The organism is Chryseobacterium sp. CG10_8 (genome assembly GCF_058117085.1).
The window spans coordinates 1-919 of the sequence record NZ_JBYVEB010000255.1; the positions used below are offsets into that span (position 1 = coordinate 1).

The 919-nt window shown below is 26.0% G+C and carries 1 protein-coding gene; it reads left to right on the plus strand.

Annotated features, from left to right (window positions below):
- Positions 1-144 precede the first annotated feature (144 nt).
- On the plus strand, positions 145-900 hold the full coding sequence (locus AC4AGG_RS16605) for a zinc ribbon domain-containing protein (RefSeq protein WP_489773137.1): 756 nt from the start codon (positions 145-147) through the stop codon (positions 898-900).
- Positions 901-919 lie beyond the last annotated feature (19 nt).

The following is a 919-nucleotide window of genomic DNA, read 5'->3' on the forward strand; positions in this document are numbered from 1 at the left end:
AATATTTTTGTAAGTTTACTTCATTGAAAAAGCATTGGCTCAGTTTGGTTGAAAATTGAACTTTGACTCCGTCGAACCACTTCGTTAGGTTTCAGTTCATTTTTCGCCCGCCTTCGCTAATACTTTTTCGTTAGCAGAAATTTTATGAACATACAAATACCTGACAAACTTTATAAATTTTTGATATTATTATCAATTTCTTTAACAATTTTTGTTTATTTTAAAAATGAAGAGATAAGGAATTCAGATATTACTTATTTAGTTGAAAGAAATAAATTAATAGATTCATTAGAAATCATAAAATTAGAAAAGGTTCTATCAGAAAATGAATTAATTAATAAATCAGATGATTTAGCAAAAAAATACAATCTAAAAAATCCTTTAAAATTAGAATCGGATTCATCATTAGCATTCAATAGACTATATAATTCATCAGAAACAGAACAGCAAGTAAATGACATTTTGTATTCTGATTGGCAAAAATATAGGAATAAATCAAACGAAATTTTATTAATAAGAAAGAAGATTGATTTAATAGAAGAGAATCAAAATATCAGTAGTAGCTTGAATGACCAAGAATACAAATGGTTAATCATTATTGCATCAATTTTAGCAGGAGTTTTAATAGCTGAAGGAATTTCCCGGTGGATTAAATACGAAAGAAACGATAAAGTTAATGAAGATTTAAGCAAAAAAATATATTCAAGATGTCAAAGTTGCTATAAATACTTCTCTTCATTTAGAAACTATTCTGATAATGAAGATAAAACGACAAATTATGCTTTTTGTAAAGAGTGCTTTGACAAAGGTAATTTTACGGAGATGTATAAATCTGTTGAAGATGTTTACAAAGAAGTTGATAAAACTGAAAAATCAGAGTATGAGAAAAAAACTATTTGAATTAGGCATTTAAGAACTA